Annotated in this window: 13 protein-coding genes and 1 riboswitch; of the genes, 10 read left to right on the forward strand and 3 right to left on the reverse strand. The window is 55.3% G+C overall.

From position 1 onward, the window contains the following. Nucleotides 1-56: 56 nt before the first annotated feature. Nucleotides 57-266: riboswitch (Lysine riboswitch) on the reverse strand. A gap of 111 nt (nt 267-377) precedes the next feature. Next, nucleotides 378-1,514, reverse strand: a complete 1,137-nt coding sequence (locus AC27KL_RS25605) for a virulence factor (protein WP_487171566.1) — start codon at nt 1,512-1,514, stop codon at nt 378-380. A 217-nt stretch (nt 1,515-1,731) separates the two neighbouring features. Between AC27KL_RS25605 and AC27KL_RS25610 the strand changes: the two genes are divergently transcribed. Both AC27KL_RS25610 and AC27KL_RS25615 read left to right on the forward strand, forming a co-directional pair. Beyond that, nucleotides 1,732-2,694: an MBL fold metallo-hydrolase gene (locus AC27KL_RS25610; protein ID WP_487171567.1), complete on the forward strand. Its 963-nt coding sequence runs from the start codon at nt 1,732-1,734 to the stop codon at nt 2,692-2,694. 87 nt (nt 2,695-2,781) lie between these two features. Then, a complete protein-coding gene (locus tag AC27KL_RS25615) occupies nt 2,782-4,407 on the forward strand; it encodes an ABC-F family ATP-binding cassette domain-containing protein (protein ID WP_487171568.1) in 1,626 nt (541 codons plus the stop codon). A 193-nt stretch (nt 4,408-4,600) separates the two neighbouring features. Here the strand turns inward: AC27KL_RS25615 and AC27KL_RS25620 are convergent, their stop codons facing one another. Next, on the reverse strand, nt 4,601-4,786 hold the full coding sequence (locus AC27KL_RS25620) for a hypothetical protein (RefSeq protein WP_036712824.1): 186 nt from the start codon (nt 4,784-4,786) through the stop codon (nt 4,601-4,603). Between the two features lie 180 nt (nt 4,787-4,966). Between AC27KL_RS25620 and AC27KL_RS25625 the strand changes: the two genes are divergently transcribed. After that, a complete protein-coding gene (locus AC27KL_RS25625) occupies nt 4,967-5,878 on the forward strand; it encodes a cation diffusion facilitator family transporter (RefSeq protein ID WP_339322386.1) in 912 nt (303 codons plus the stop codon). A 189-nt stretch (nt 5,879-6,067) separates the two neighbouring features. Continuing rightward, nucleotides 6,068-6,922: a C40 family peptidase gene (locus AC27KL_RS25630; RefSeq protein WP_487171569.1), complete on the forward strand. Its 855-nt coding sequence runs from the start codon at nt 6,068-6,070 to the stop codon at nt 6,920-6,922. A gap of 97 nt (nt 6,923-7,019) precedes the next feature. Here AC27KL_RS25630 and AC27KL_RS25635 read toward each other — a convergent pair whose 3' ends face one another. Then, nucleotides 7,020-7,406 carry a hypothetical protein gene (locus AC27KL_RS25635; protein ID WP_212951871.1) on the reverse strand — a complete coding sequence of 129 codons (387 nt, stop codon included), beginning with the start codon at nt 7,404-7,406 and terminating at the stop codon, nt 7,020-7,022. A gap of 174 nt (nt 7,407-7,580) precedes the next feature. Here AC27KL_RS25635 and AC27KL_RS25640 point away from each other — a divergent pair, with 174 nt between their 5' ends. The 6 genes from AC27KL_RS25640 to AC27KL_RS25665 all read left to right on the forward strand — a co-directional run bounded on the left by AC27KL_RS25640 (nt 7,581) and on the right by AC27KL_RS25665 (nt 15,182). Next, entirely contained in the window at nt 7,581-8,234 is a 654-nt protein-coding gene (locus AC27KL_RS25640; protein ID WP_487171590.1) for an SGNH/GDSL hydrolase family protein, read from the forward strand. Between the two features lie 113 nt (nt 8,235-8,347). After that, nucleotides 8,348-8,920 (forward strand): hypothetical protein, encoded by a 573-nt coding sequence (locus AC27KL_RS25645; protein ID WP_487171570.1) that lies wholly within the window; start codon nt 8,348-8,350, stop codon nt 8,918-8,920. Nucleotides 8,921-9,143: 223 nt separating this feature from the next. Next, nucleotides 9,144-9,653, forward strand: coding sequence for a DUF948 domain-containing protein (locus AC27KL_RS25650; RefSeq protein ID WP_339322382.1), 510 nt, complete (start codon nt 9,144-9,146; stop codon nt 9,651-9,653). 122 nt (nt 9,654-9,775) lie between these two features. Continuing rightward, complete coding sequence (locus tag AC27KL_RS25655; RefSeq protein WP_339322381.1) at nt 9,776-10,120, forward strand: YflT domain-containing protein; 345 nt, start codon at nt 9,776-9,778, stop codon at nt 10,118-10,120. Between the two features lie 215 nt (nt 10,121-10,335). Continuing rightward, nucleotides 10,336-11,520, forward strand: coding sequence for a SpoIIE family protein phosphatase (locus AC27KL_RS25660; protein WP_487171571.1), 1,185 nt, complete (start codon nt 10,336-10,338; stop codon nt 11,518-11,520). After that, entirely contained in the window at nt 11,517-15,182 is a 3,666-nt protein-coding gene (locus tag AC27KL_RS25665; RefSeq protein ID WP_487171572.1) for a response regulator, read from the forward strand. The genes AC27KL_RS25660 and AC27KL_RS25665 overlap by 4 nt, the downstream gene beginning before the upstream one ends. Nucleotides 15,183-15,217: the final 35 nt, after the last annotated feature.

The following is a 15,217-nucleotide window of genomic DNA, read 5'->3' on the forward strand; positions in this document are numbered from 1 at the left end:
CATGGAATGACCTGCGGGCTGTATGCTTGTCCTCTGGCTTCCGCATCCGTGCATCCATGAAAGATAGCTCAACACGGCCAAACGGCATTCTTAAGCGATGCCGATTCAGCCGCGACAGTTCTGTCCCTTTCGGGTACAGCCCCAGCATGGCCGTCGATCGGAACGGACCGCCACACTTCGGCGAAAGCGCCCTTCACGGCAGATCGTCGGCGGTTCCTTGCGCCTCCCTGCAGCTACTCATCGCTTTCGCAACCTCTACCTCACCTTTGCAGGATGAGGTTATCTTTACGTCTTCAATTGCTTTTCTATAGTAAAGCAATGCGAAGCGTATGACAATAGATATATATGGTAATGCAGCAATAAATCGGCGGACCCGGTCAGGAACGGTTGCGTTTGGCCATTTGCTGCCACACGGTGCCGGCGGCCTGTTCGCCGGATTCGATCCGCTCCAGCGCCATCCGCGCCTGCAGGCTGACCTCGAACTCGGGATCGTCGACGGCTTCCTTCAGCGCGTCTCTGGCGTCCTCCGTTCCGACCTCGTACAGGAATCGGGCGGCCCGCCAGCGGACGATTTTGCTCGTGTCCTTAAGCAGAGCCTGCATGGCGGGCGTCGCAGCCGGATCGCCGATATCGGAGAGCGTATCCCCGGCCGTGCGGCGCACGGTAGGCGAGCTGTCCTTCAGCGCTTCGTACAGCAGCTCCATCGCTTCGGGCGTGCGGATGTCGCCAAGATAAACGACCGCAAGGCGCCGCGTCTGCATTTTCTCGTCGTGGAGAGCCTGACGGAGCAACGGAAGATGCTTTTCCGTCGGCGTCATGCCGTCCAGCGCCGCATAACGGACGCGCCAGTCCGAGCTGTTCATCGCTTCCTTGAGCTCTTCGTCGGTCAATTCGCGCCGCTGCTCTTCGAATTCCTCGCTGCTGGCCCCATGGGCGATCGCTTGGGCGACGACCTGCTTCAGGCGCTCTTCGGGGAATGCCGCTTCCAGTTCCTGCTCAACCTCTTTGGCGATGTCCTTCAGCTCCCCGTAACGGACGCCGTAATCCTTCAGCTTGCGTTCCTTGATCATGGTCGTCGCGGCGACCTCCATCACCGCATCGGTGAATCGCTGGGAAAGCGCCAGACGTTCTTCCTCCATGCCGGATTTGACGCGAATCTGCATCGGAATGCCGCGGAAGAACTGGACCAGCACCTCGGCTTCGCCAAAATGCTCGCCGGCTCCCGCTTCGTCCTCGAGCGCGGCGTTTTGCACGCCTTCCTGCCCGAAGCGTTCCTGCACCTCCCCGAGAATGGCAGACCAGTCGGCATTGCCTTTGCGTTCGAGCGCCACGAAATCCAAGGTGTGGAACACGCTTTTTACGCCTTCGATATGCAGCATTTCCCGGATCCAAGCCGGGGCCGATCTTTCGTTTTCGAGCGTATATGTTTTGCGGATTCCGGGCTCCAGGCTTTCATCCAGGTGAAGTTTCATGGAGTTCGGACTCGGCGTCGGTTCGATGAATTTTATTTTCATGGGATACAAACCTCCTTCAAGGTAACGGCCATATCAAATATTTCGCCTCATGAATAAGTGTACCTTACTTCGCGATAAACAAAAACCTTTTGCCGCAGGTTACGACCCAAAATTTTCAGGAGAGCGGCAGCTTCGGTCAACCGCCTTGGCTGGAAAATGGCGCCATGTTCAGGGTAAAATGGAAGGGATGAGCCTGGAGGAGAAGGAGGGAGAACATTTGCCAAAAATTCGCTATAAAAATATGGATGATGTCCGTACGGACCATTCCGTGCAGGAGTTCAGACAGTGGCGAAAGGAACGGAGAGGGAAGAAAAAGGATCTCGCCTTCCGGGTACCCAGCGTGCCTCCCGACATCGAGTATCTTCAGGGAAACCGCCGCGAACCTACGATCACTTGGATCGGGCATTCGACGTTCCTCATTCAATACGAGGGCTTGAATCTGCTGACGGATCCGGTCTGGGCCAACCGGATGGGACTGGACCGCAGGACCCTGGATCCGGGAATCGCCATCGGCGACATGCCTCCGGTGGACGTTATCCTGATCTCGCATTCCCATTATGACCATTTGCACCTGGCTTCCATACGGAAGCTGTATCGTGAGGGTACGACCTTGATCGTTCCGGCCGGGCTGCGCGCCAAAATGGTCCGCAAAGGCTTCCGGAACGCCATGGAGCTGGACTGGTGGGAGCAGACGGCCGTCGGCGGCGCGAAGATCACATTCGTGCCCGCCCAGCACTGGACGCGGCGGACGCCTTTCGACACGAATACCTCGCATTGGGGCGGATACGTGCTCGAGCCTGCCGCGGAAGCACGGTCTGCAGCGGACCGCGATCCGGACCCGCCGAAGCGGACCCTGTACTTTGCCGGCGACAGCGGATATTTTCCCGGATTCCGAGAGATCGGAAGCCGCTTCAAGATCGATGCGGCGATGATCCCGATCGGGGCGTATGAACCCGAGTGGTTCATGGCGACGCAGCACGTCAATCCGGAGCAGGCGGTGCAAGCTTTTCTAGATGTCGGGGCGAAAACGATGATCCCGATGCATTACGGCACGTTCCGGCTTGCGGACGATACGGCGCAGGAGGCGCTGGAGCGGATGGAGGCCGAGCGGAAACGGCTAGGCATCGCCGAGGAACGCATCCGGGTGCTGAAATGCGGGGAGACGATGCGGGTCGAGTAAAGCCTAAGCAGCAAAAACTCCCCTTTGCGGGGGCATTTTATGCTATAATGTGCTGAAGCCTATTAGTGAAAGGGATGGTAATGCTTAATGATCAGTACAAGCGGCGTGACGCTCCGTTACGGAAAGCGCGCACTTTTTGAAGATGTGAATATAAAATTTACAGCGGGCAACTGCTACGGCTTGATCGGCGCAAACGGCGCCGGCAAATCGACCTTCCTCAAAATTTTGTCCGGCGAGATCGAGCCGAATTCCGGCGAAGTTCATATGACACCGGGCGAACGGTTGGCCGTGCTGAAGCAGAACCACTTTGAATATGACGAATATCCGGTTCTTGAAACGGTCATTATGGGCCATAGCCGCCTCTATGAGATCATGAAGGAAAAGGATGCCTTGTACGCCAAGCCGGACTTCTCCGAAGAAGACGGCCTGCGCGCGGGCGAGCTTGAAGGCGAATTCGCCGAACTGAACGGTTGGGATGCGGAAGCCGACGCGGCCGCGTTGCTGATCGGTCTCGGCATTACGCGCGAGCTGCACGACAAAAAAATGGAAGAGCTGAGCGGCAACGAGAAGGTGCGCGTGCTCTTGGCCCAGGCTTTGTTCGGCCGCCCGAACAACCTGCTGCTGGACGAACCTACGAACCACTTGGACCTCGAATCCATCCAGTGGCTTGAGAACTTCCTGATGGATTATGAAGGCACCGTCATCGTCGTATCCCACGACCGTCACTTCCTGAACAAGGTATGTACGCATATTGCGGATATCGATTTCGGCAAAATCCAGCTGTATGTCGGCAACTACGACTTCTGGTACGAATCCAGCCAGCTGGCGCTCCAAATGCAGCGCGAATCCAACAAGAAAAAGGAAGAAAAGATCAAGGAACTGCAGGCGTTCATCCAACGCTTCTCCGCCAACGCCTCCAAGTCGAAGCAGGCGACTTCCCGGAAGAAGCAGCTGGAGAAAATTACGCTGGACGACATTCGTCCGTCCAACCGCAAATATCCTTTCATCAACTTCAAACCGGAGCGCGAAGCCGGCAAGCAGCTGCTGACGGTCGACCGCCTGACCAAAACGGTGGAAGGCGAGAAGGTGCTGGACGATCTGAGCTTCGTCGTCAACAAAGGCGACAAGATCGCGTTCGTCGGTCCGAACGGGCTGCCGAAATCGATGCTGTTTGAGGTGTTGATGGGCCGCACGGAACCGGATTCCGGCGAATTCTCTTGGGGGGTTACGACTTCCCAGGCGTATTTCCCGAAAGACAACTCCGAATATTTCGACGGGGTCGATCTGAACCTGGTCGAATGGCTGCGCCAGTATTCCAAAGACCAGGACGAAACCTTCCTGCGCGGCTTCCTTGGCCGGATGCTGTTCTCCGGGGAAGAAGCCCTGAAGAAAGCGAGCGTGCTTTCCGGGGGCGAGAAGGTGCGCTGCATGCTTGCCAAAATGATGCTGAACGGCGCCAACGTCCTGCTGCTGGATGAACCGACCAACCACTTGGATCTCGAATCGATCACTGCGCTGAATAACGGGCTGATCGATTTCGACGGAACGATCCTGTTCACGTCGCATGACCATCAGTTCATTCAGACGATCGCCAACCGGATTATCGAGATTACGCCGAACGGCATCATCGATAAGGTCATGACCTATGACGAATATCTGGAAAGCGAAGAGATCAAGGCGCTCCGCGAAAAAATGTATCCGAACGGCCTGTAGGCCGGCGGCGATGACATATCGAAAAAAGCTGCTAACCCGCCCGGGCGGTCCTCTGTTTTCAAACAGGGGCTGTCCGGCGGGGAGCAGCTTTTTTTTCGTTCATAGAAATTCTATACTTCGGGGTCCCCGCAAAGCCCTTCGAAAAAAAACAATTGCAACGGGTTCGCTTTGTGGGGGAGTTTTCCGCCATGGCTCAAGAGCCTCCGGTGCGGCGGCGTTGGTTGTTCGGCTTTTTATTGTTTTGGCTTTTCATCGCCTGCGGGGAATTTCCTTGAAATCCGCCGGGCTTAAACGATTGGTTCTGCTGTTTTTTCTGTTCCAGCTTGGCGCGGATGGCGTCAGCCAGGCTGACCTTCTTCTGCTCTTTGCTTTCGGACATGGGCAGGCCCTCCCTAAGGTTTATCGTACCTAATTCTATCCGTTTTTGCGGATCCCCACAAGAGATGTAGCGCATAAAACCTCTTTACCGGCTGCAACTATGTTTCTCTAGACCCACTCGGGTGGTATTTGATAGGATAGGAAAAGACTTTTTGGACCCCATGTAAAGGTGGCTTCGAAATTGGTGAATATCTATGACGATATACGGAAAGGGGAGCGGGGAGCCTGGATCAGCATCGCGGCTTACTTGCTCCTGTCCTCCTTCAAACTCGCGAGCGGTTATTGGTTTGCGTCCAGCGCGCTGCTTGCCGACGGTTTTAACAACGTGACGGATATCGTGGCCTCCCTGGCCGTGCTGATCGGACTGCGGATATCCCGGAAGCCGCCCGATTCCGACCATGCTTACGGGCATTTTCGGGCCGAAACGGTCGCGGCGCTGATCGCTTCCTTTATTATGGCGACGGTCGGGATCCAGGTGTTGGTCGATGCCGTACGATCCTTGTTTGCCGGCAAGGGGACGCAGCCCGATCTATGGGCCGCCGGAATTGCCGTGGTGTGCGCGGTATGCATGTACGGCGTGTATCTGTACAACCGGAGATTGGCGAGGCAAATTAACAACCAGGCGCTTATGGCAGCGGCCAAGGACAATTTGTCGGATGCCCTCGTCAGCATCGGAGCGGCGGTCGGCATCGTCGGGGCCCAATTCGGGCTGCCTTGGCTCGACATGGTTGCGGCGATCGCGGTCGGCTTGTTGATCTGCAAAACCGCTTGGGATATTTTCAGGGACTCAACCTACCGGTTGACCGACGGCTTCGACCAGGCGGAGCTGAAGGATCTGCGCAGCGCCATCAGCCGCACGCCGGGCGTGGAAGGCATCAAGGACGTCAAAGCCAGGGTACACGGCAACCATGTGCTGGTGGATGTGGTGATCGAAGTGGACCCTCATTTGAGCATCATCGAAGGGCACCGGATCAGCGACGAAATCGAGGACCGGCTGACGGATATGCATAATATCATGAACGTCCATGTCCACGTGGAGCCGAAGGATTTGGATGTGTTGGAACCGGGGCGGCATGGTGCCGTCAAAAAATAGAAGGTTATGCGGGCGCCGGGTTGCCGGCGTTTTGTTATTCAACGGGAATAGGATTTTGGGTCTTTAGTCCTGTGAATGTCTAAAACACGAATGGAAAATTTGTGAGAAAAGAAGCATGTAGCACATCCTTCCGCATGACTATAATGGGGACAAGAACGCCCATTTTCAGTCAGCATAAGGAGGATTGACATGTTCAACATCAAGAAATGCCTGATCGGCTGCCTGCTGGTTTCCGCGGTGATTCCCGGTACGGCGCTGCTGCCGGGCTCCAAAGCCGATGCCGCTTCGGTTTCGGCGCAAAAGAGCGCGGTCACGCAAACCGGCGTCATTCAGGCGAGCGTCCGGTTGCGGGACAAACCTTCCTCGTCGGGCCAGGTCATCGGATATTTGAAAAACGGGGATAAGGTCACCATTCTCGAAAGCAGCACCGCTTATTTCTATAAAGTAAAAACACTGTCAGGCAAAGTGGGCTATACCAGCTCTGACGAACGATACATAACGGTACCTGGCAAAGCCTCCCCGGGTTCGGGTTCGGGATCAGCGGCCCCTTCCGGCAGTGGATCCGGCGCTCCGCAGGCAACGCCGCCGATCGCCTCGGAGGCCGGCGAGGCCATTGAACGGGTGATCCAAACGGGAATGAAATATTTGGGGACCCCTTACGAATTCGGATCGGACCGCAACCAAACGAATACCTTCGACTGTTCGGCGTTTACCCGCCAAATTTTCAAGGAAGGCGCCGGCATCGTCCTGCCGGTGGACTCCCGCCAGCAGGGAGCCTGGGTGAAACAAAACAGCCAAGCGGTATACGATATTGACGGTCTCAAACGCGGGGACCTGGTCTTTTTTGTGAATGATATCGGGTCTGCGGCTTTGGAGGGCGTCGGCGCCGACAAAGACCATGAGCGGATTACGCACGTGGCGGTGTATCTGGGGGAGGGCAAGCTTCTGCACACCTATTCCCAAAAAGCGGGCGGCGTCGTCGTAACGGATTTCAGCAATTCATGGAAGCAGCGCTTCCTTTACGGAGGCAGCATCATCAGATAACTTCTTTGGCGTCATGTCAATCATCATGGCCATGCAAAAAGACCGGAGGTTCGCCTCCGGTCTTTTTGCGCTGCATGTTCCTATTATGTATCAGAAATTATACCGCTTCGGGAATATGCAGCCAGGCTGTGCCGAGCCAGGTATAAATTTCGACCCACTGGCCGTCGCCGTTGACGTCGGTGACATGCTTTCCGGTGCTGTACACGACCTGAGGAGACAGGAAATTCAAAATGCGGCCGTTAGGATCTGCAAAAAAAGGAGTGATTTTGGAAATGACGATCGGTTCGTTGTTTTCCTTCGAAAGATCGCCCGGCTGGATCAGCGGCTCATCGAACAGCTTGGTAGGCTGAACGACCGTCGTCGACGTGCCGGTAACCGGGGACGCCGCCTGTTCCGCCGCGGAGTTGTCCGCATCGGCAAACGCCGCCGTGCCCATGGAGGCCATCAGGCCGAAAGCTGCCGCAAACGCAATCATTTTTTTCATCTTTGTTTTCCTCCTTCAATAATGTGGATTCGCATCCTATCGTAGAAATAACCCGCCTTTGGCAAATTGAACCAACAAAATTGGCGGTCATCTATCAAAAATACCAAAAGTTCAGGTATATTATTTTATAGCAATCTTGAAAAAAATCAATCAGGAAAGCGTGGAATGGTGCCAATGATTTCGAAGGAAAACGCGGTTATTTTATTCCAAGGGGATTCGATTACGGACGCAAACCGGGACAGAGGGCTTTATCAAAAGTACTTTATCGGGCAAAGCTACGTTTTTCTGATCGCCTCCAGACTGGCAAACGACCATGCGGATAAAAATCCGGTATTCGTCAACCGGGGCATCAGCGGCAACCGGGTCTCCGATCTGTATGCGCGCTGGAACGAAGATGCCTTCAGCCTGAATCCCGACGTGATCAGCATTTTGATCGGGGTTAACGATGCATGGCGGACGATGTCGGAGGAGCCGAGCGGCGTGACGGACCGTTTTGAAAGGGCATACAGGCATCTGCTGGAAGAAACGAAGGAAGTGCTGCCGGATACCCGTCTCATTTTGTGCGAGCCGTTTGTTCTTAAGGGAGTCGCAACGGAAGCCAAATGGGAGGAGTGGCAGAAGCTCGTCGGCAAATACCAAACGGTCGTCCGTGAGCTCGCGGAGGAATTCGGAGCGGTTTTTGTGCCGCTGCAGGACGCTTTCGACGAAGCCGCGAAAAGGGCCGAACCGGCATACTGGCTGTATGACGGCGTCCACCCGTCGGCGGCAGGCCATGATCTCATCGCCAGACGCTGGCTTGAAGTGGCCGGCCGGACAGGTCTGGCCTGATCGCAGGGACGGCGGCGCTTCAGCCCTCCGATTCGAGATTGATAGGCGAATCCAGTATAATGGGAGAATAGAGAGGCGGGAAGGACCGCCTTGAACCGGAAAGGAGTCGGAATATGAAAGTACTGCTTCGGATGATCGTTACGTTGCTTTTGCTTGCCGTCATCGCGTGCGGCCTCATCATCTGGTATATTTCTCCCGATCAGAAACTGGACCTGAGCTATCAAGACATAGACGTCAAAGCCAAGGCCGTGGAAATGCTGAAAACGCGCAAGCCCGAAATAACGCTTAACGGCAGCGAGCTGAACGAGCTGGCCAAAAAAGAGCTGCTGAAACATTTGGGGGATATCCCGCAGCAGATCACCGTTACCGGTGCGGAGTTTCATTTCAGCGGCCAGGAAGTGACGGCGGATATTAACGGCAAATACGAGAATCTGATTCCGTTCGGGGCTGAGCTGAAATTCCATATGGAAGCCAGCGGCAGCAGCCTGGATCTGCAGCATGAATCCACGAGCGTCAAATCCTTGCGGATTCCCGCTTCATGGCTTAATCTGGGGACGATCACGGTCCATTTGAAGGACCATTTGCCGGACATGCTGACGGTGGACCACATCGAATTCCTGCAGGACGGCGCCAAGCTGACGTTTAAGCTGGACTGGCTTTCTTTGCCGTCGCTCCTGCTCAAATAACATGATGCGAATATAGAAGAAACGCCGGGCGTCCGAAAACGATGCTTGGCGTTTTTTTGTGCAGCAAAAGGCTTTGTTTCGGGCATCCTCCGGCAGGGTAACTAACGCATATCAGCACATTCGGCCGCGTGGTGAGCCGCCTTAGCGCATGTTGTCTCGTTGGCGGTTTATGCCGGAGCTAACGGGATAGCGGTGCAATCTACTGGGAAAGCGAGGTTTTGCTATGCTCGTCGGAGTAAGCGTTGCCGTCATTGCCGCCGCGTTTGTGGCGCTGGTCGTTTATTTGATCAAAACCCTTCTCGCCGCCAAGGAATCGTTGGAGAAAACGACGCAAACGCTGCAGGAAATCCAAAAAACGGTGGACGAACTGGGGTACGAAGTGAAACAGGTCGTAAGGGAAGCCAACGATATTACGAGGGACGTTCGGCACAAAATGCAGCAGATCGACCCCGTCATGGAATCGGTCAAGCATTTGGGCGAGGCGCTCAGCGAAATTACGCTTGCCGCCAAACAGGCGTCGGCCGCCTTCATGCACAAATTCAAGCTCGGAACCGAAAGAGTCCGCATCAAACGGCCTTCTCCCCTGAGAGCCGCTCCGGCCGACTCGGAGGAACGCATGATCGAGGCCTATGCGTCGGCTTATGGAACCCGCGGGAAAAAGAAAAAGGATGCGGGCTGGATGAAATGGGGAGATCTTGCCGTTTCCGTCTGGCAGAAATTCCGCCATGAATGACCAATGGAAGGACTGCGACACCGGCCAACCCAATTTTCGAAAAATAAAAGGTTTCACCGCCGCCCTTCATGGTTAATAGGAACATGAGCGGACGAAAAAAACGCTTAAGGAGAGTGAGGAACATGAATTCATCAACCCATGCAAGATCGTATGCAAAAGTCGTGGAAAACGGCGTTCAAGCCGTGGAGGAAGTGCGCCGCCTTCGAAACAGCGGCTACATGAGCGACGACATCTTCGTTTTGGCCCATGACGGCGACCGGACGGAACGGATTGCCGATGCGGCAAATGCGAACGAGATCGGCATTAAGGAAGAAGGCATGTTTGATGCTCTTGCCAATCTGTTCCGGCTCAGGGGCGACGAGCTCCGCGCCAAGATCACGTCGCTTGGTTTCACGGAGGCGGAGGCCCAGTTTTACGAGAAGGAGCTGGACCTCGGAAAGGTCTTGGTCATTGCCAAAACCGTATAACGTTTGACACAAGTTTCGGATAGGGTATCCAGAATATAGATAAGGAATGGGGTCTTTTGTCCCATTCCTTATCTGTGTTTTTGGAGCCTGGCCCGCTATATGGAAAATTTTGAATTTTCCGGGCGTTGGCCAAAAAGTTATCTTTTAGATTATGTTAGTATGGTAGCAGGAGACTTCATAACCCAAACCTATTCGGGCGTGTTAAGGAGAATGTTATGAGAATATTAATCGTTGACGATAATCCGACAAATATCATTATTATCCGTGAAATTTTGAAAAAAGAGAACTACCGCGAAACGGCATCGGCCTCCTCGGCCCACGGCATGTTCGAGATGCTGGGCATCGAGGGCCGCGGAGAAAGCGGCTCCGGCAGGCAGGCAGCGGGCCATCAGGCCAACATCGACCTCATCCTGCTGGACATGATGATGCCGGAAATCGACGGGATCGAAGCCTGCCGGATCATTCAGCGGCACGATCATCTTAAGGACATTCCGATCATTATGGTCACGGCCGTGGGCGACTCGAAAAAATTGGCTGAAGCGCTGGATGCCGGAGCGGTGGACTATGTGACGAAGCCGATCAACAAGGTGGAGCTGATGGCCAGAATCCGGCTGGCCTTGCGGCTTAAAAAGGAAAACGATTGGCATAAGGAGCGGGATCAGCGGATCAAGGACGAATTGCGGTTGGCCGCGCTGGTGCAAAATGCCGTGCTGAGCCCCCCGATCGAGGACAGCGCCTTCGAGGTGCACGCGATCTACCAGCCTTCCGCCGAGCTTGCCGGGGATTTGTACGCTTGGTATCCGCTTGGCGGGGGACGGTACGGCGTCCTTCTGCTGGACATGATGGGCCACGGCATCTCCTCGTCGCTGTTTACGATGTTTATCGCGTCGGTGCTGAAGGATACCGTAACGACATATGTGGAGCCGGAAAAGGTCATCCAGGAGCTGAACCGCCGGTTCAACCAGCTCCATATCGAAAATCAGCTCGTGCAGTACTATTTTACGGCGATCTATCTCGTCGTGGACACGGTCGTGAAAAGGATCGATTACGTCAACGCGGGGCATCCGCCGGCGCTGTTTTTCCCGAATGAAGGGGGAGTCGTTCAGCTTGACAAGGCATGCTGTCCGGTAGGGCTGTTCGAGAAGATGGAGATTGAACCGCAAACGCTTCATTACGAAGGCGACGGGCATATCGCCTTGTATACCGACGGTCTGCTGGAGGTGGTGGACGGGGAACATGAAGAGAAGATGGATTTCCTGATCGACCGCCTGAGCCATTCGCATCGGTGGGACGAGTCCCGGATGTTCGAGGCTTTTTTTGAAGACCACGGCACGCAGGAGCGGGAAGACGACAAGTGCCTCGTGTGGATATCGTTAAAAGAGGGGGAAAACGCGGAATGAAGCTGAAAGCCAAGCTGATTATCGGTTTCGGCGTCATGATGGTCCTTATGGCCGTGATGACGACGATTGGCTACAACCGTTTAAACGATATGAACAAGCAGCTGGACGAGATCTATGAGCAGCGGTATTTGAAGGTCAGATATTCCAGCAGCGTGCGGAGCGAAGTGAACAATATTTCGCGGGTGCTCGTCAACGTGATGTTGAACCGGACCGCCTCGCTCGAAGAAACCAAAAACGAGATCAACGCCATGATAGACAGCGGCAACGAAAGTTTGCAAAAGCTTATCGCGAGCAGCGAGTCCCCGGAAGAGCAGCAAATGCTGACCCGGGTGAGAAGCGCTTGGGAAGGCTTCAAGCGATACGAGGAGAAGCAAATGTCTCTTGTTTCGCAAGGAATGTGGGAGGCAGCCAACGCGTACCGCAACACAAGCGGTCTTGCCTTGCAGGAAGAAGCGCTGAAAAGCGCCAACGAGCTTGCGGCGTTCCAGGACATGCAGGTGGATCGCGACATAACGGAAGCGAAAACGAATTACGGCCGATCGATTCAAATCACGGCCGTTTTGATGACGGCCGGTTTGCTGATTGGATTTGCCGTCATTTTATGGGTAATTCCGAGCATTACCAGGGGACTGAACGTGGTCTCCATGATGATCGACAGCTTCGGCAAGGGACGGATCCGGACCATCCGCCGGATCAAAGTGACCTCCAAGGATGAAATCGGGGAGGTAGCCCGCGTGTTCAAAGAGATGGCGGAGGATCTCGAGGAAAAACAACAGCTGGAAAAGAGCTACCTGCAGGCCCAAAAAGATTTGAACTGGCTGAATTCCAACGTGAGCCGGATTACGGAGCTCTTGCGGGGCATCAATTCCAGGGAGCAGGTGTCCCAGGCCTTTATCAGCGAATTTACGCCCGTCCTGGGAGCGATGTACGGGGCCATCTATATCCATGATGAAGAAAGAGAGCCGGACTGGCTTGTTCTGAACGGCACGTATGCCCGCGAAGGCGAATTGGCCACGAAGGGGAAGGTCGGGGTAGGCGAGGGGCTGATCGGACAAAGCGCGCTGGACCGCAAGCCGATCGCGACCACGGTTCCGGACAACTATTTATCCGTGACGTCGGCCTTGGGCCAGGGCAAGCCGGCACATTTGATGATCCAGCCGATCCTGTTCGAGGACGAGCTGCTGGGAGCGATCGAAGTGGCTTCGTTCGAGCCGTTTTCGGAGCTGCAAAGCAAGCTTTTTTCCCAGCTCGCCGACCATTTGGGCATCGTGATCAACAATATCAACCGGAGATTGCGCGTCGAGGAGCTGCTGCGGGAATCGCAGGCGCTTACCGAGGAGCTGCAGTGCCAATCGGAAGAGCTGCAAACGCAGCAGGAAGAGCTGAGACGCACGAACGAGAACCTGGAAGAGCAAACCGAAGCGCTCAAAAAATCCGAGGATCTGCTGCAGCGGCAGCAGGAGGAACTGGAGCACTTCAATACGGAGCTCATCGCCAAGACGCGGGCGCTCGAAGAGCAGATGCAGCAGCTTGAGGAAAAAAACATCGAGGTCGAGGAAGCGAAGGCGAAGCTGGAACGGCAGGCGATGCAGCTGGCGGTCACGAGCAAGTACAAATCGGAGTTTTTGGCCAATATGTCGCATGAGCTGCGGACGCCGCTGAACAGCCTTCTGATCTTGTCCCAGCTCCTGGCCGAAAACAAGGAAGGCAACTTGAGCGACAAGCAGACGGAATACGCCCGCACGATTTATATGTCGGGGGCCGATCTCCTGAAGATGATCGACGAGATTTTGGATCTGTCCAAAGTGGATGCAGGCAAGATGGAGATCAATCGGGAAAAAGTGGCGGTTCAGGAATGGAAAGGTTTCGTGCATCAGAACTTCATGCCGGTCGCGACGCAAAAGCAGGTGGCGCTCCGATTCGACGTGGACCCGGATTTGCCAGTATCGATCGTGACGGATGGTTACCGGGTCAAGCAAATCATCCGCAACCTGATGTCCAATGCGTTTAAATTCACGAACCGCGGTTCCGTCACCTTCAGCGTTCAGCGGGCGGAAGAGGCTGAACTGCCCTCCTATCTGGACGGGAGCCGCAGCTACATCGCTTTGTCGGTCAAGGATACGGGCATCGGCATTCCTAAAGACAAAACGGAGCTTATCTTTGAAGCGTTCCAGCAAGTGGACGGTACGACAAGCCGCAAATACGGGGGAACGGGCCTCGGGCTTTCGATCAGCCGCGAACTGGCCAAGCTGCTCGGAGGCGGCATAGAGGTGCAGTCCACGGAAGGCAAGGGAAGCTGCTTTACTTTGTTTCTGCCGATCGAAGCGGACGAAGCGGCGCTCCAGTCGGCCCGCAGCGAGGCTGCGGCTGCCGGCGAGCTGCTGGTCTCCGGGGAAACCGCGCCGGCCGGAGAGCCGGACCGCAAAGCCAAGGACCAAATTCCGGCTTTGGCGGCGATTGCCGACGACCGGGACCGGATCGAGGACAACGACAAGGTGCTGCTGATCATCGAGGACGATCCGAAATTTGCCGGCATCTTGCTGGAAATGGCCCGGGGCCGCGGCTTTAAGGGCCTTGTCGCGGAGCAGGGCGATATCGGCCTGCAGATGGCCCAGTCTTATTTGCCGGATGCCATCATCCTCGATATCCAGCTCCCGGTCATGGACGGCTGGTCCATTCTCGGCGAGCTGAAGAGCCATTCGGCTACGCGGCACATCCCGGTGCATATCGTTTCGGTCGTGGACGAAGTGAAGCAGGGACTGAAAATGGGGGCCATCGCCTATCTGAAGAAGCCGTCTTCCAAGGCGGCGCTCGAAAGGGCATTTTCGCATATCGAATCGTATACCGAAAATTCGGTCAAACATTTGCTGATCGTAGAGGACGACGAAACGCAGCGGAATTCGATCATCGAGCTGATCGACCACGACGATGTCGTCATTACGGCGGTGTCGACGGGCGAAGAGGCGCTGAGGGAGCTGCGGAACAAACGGTACGACAGCATGGTGCTGGATTTGATGTTAAGCGATATGACGGGCTTCGAGCTGCTGGATCAAATTCAGCAGGACGAAGAGCTGGAGGACCTGCCGATCATCATTTACACGGGCAAGGACCTGGACAGCAAGGAGGAAATGAGGCTCCGGAAATACGCCGAGTCCATCATTATCAAGGACGTGAAATCGCCCGAGCGGCTGCTGGACGAAACGACGTTGTTCCTGCACCGGGTCGAAGCGAATTTGCCGGAAGACAAACGCAAAATTTTGCAAAGGCTGCACAATAAGGAGGTTTTGTTCGAAGGCAAGCGGATTCTGCTCGTCGACGACGACATCCGGAACGTGTTTGCGCTGTCCAGCGTGCTGGAAAGCTATGATATGGACGTCACCTTTGCCGAAAACGGGCGGGATGCGATCGAAATATTAAACAGCGGCGAGCATTTCGATTTGGTGCTGATGGACATGATGATGCCGGAAATGGACGGCTACGAGGCGATGCGCCGAATCCGCCAGCAGCCGGAGTTCCAAAAGCTGCCGATCATCGCTTTGACGGCGAAAGCCATGAAGGAGGACCGCTCGAAATGCATCGAAGCCGGAGCCTCGGATTACGTCAAAAAACCGATCCAAACCGAACAGCTTCTTTCGCTCATGCGGGTATGGCTGTATTCGTAGGCCGGATATGCGGGTAATGGAAAGTGTTATACGGG

It is taken from the genome of Paenibacillus sp. YAE3 (assembly GCF_057546105.1).